The sequence below is a fragment of the Allobacillus halotolerans genome (genome assembly GCF_018967645.1).
GTDB classification, from domain to species: Bacteria; Bacillota; Bacilli; order Bacillales; family Alkalibacillaceae; genus Allobacillus; species Allobacillus halotolerans.
In genome coordinates this window covers 3,706-4,498 of sequence record NZ_JAHLZF010000033.1, presented here as the reverse complement: position 1 = coordinate 4,498, position 793 = coordinate 3,706, and the positions used below count along the sequence as shown (strand labels likewise).

Below are 793 nucleotides of genomic sequence, written 5' to 3'. Positions count from 1 at the left end.
ATTTTCTCCAGCTGCACTATTAGCCCAATTAGAGAATGATTGACCTAATCTATCCAACCAATCAGCCGACCATTGAAACAGTGGTGCTAATTGTGTGAACACATTGACTAATCCGTCACCGAAACCTCCTGCAGCACTTAATAGCTTGTTAAATACCGAAACACCAGTTGTATTCATCATGTTGAAGAACCTTGATGCTACACCGCTATTTTGAGCCCATTTAAGTACACTTTGAGACGCCTCTTCCATTCCTCTTGAAATACCACTAAAAAACGGTTGTAAGCTCTGCATTGCTGTTTTAACAGTATTTAAACCATTTGCAAGAGTTGTGAAGATAGCGGATTGATTTTGCTTTATAATATCAGTCCATGCTGACTTTACGCCATCTAAAGCTTTTTTGTATTCGTTTGTTGCTGAGCTAGCTTGTAAAGTGCCGTCACTAAGCATCTTTATAGCGCTGATAGCCATTGCGCCAAATGCTACAAAGCCAGCACCAGCTATTGCTACAGCACCACCTAAAGCAAGTACACCGCCAGTTAACACTTTGATAGCGTTTAATAGCGCAAATACTACAGGTACTACGCTCGCTATTACAGGTATTAAGATACTAAAAGATGATGTAAGTAATCCACCAACCATATTAGAACCTACAGTGCCGAACACGCGAAACATATTAGCTAAATTCCCCATTTGTCTTTGGAAATTGTCGTTTACTTTTATTATGTAGGCATAAGCTTTCTTTAAACCGTTAGTATCGACATCTACCTTCGTTGTTTTTTTGTTTGGCAATGCG

At 39.5% G+C, this 793-nt stretch carries 1 pseudogene; it reads right to left on the bottom strand.

The window, feature by feature from the left end:
* A pseudogene (locus KQ486_RS14475) lies at positions 1 to 793 on the bottom strand (hypothetical protein); the annotation flags it as partial.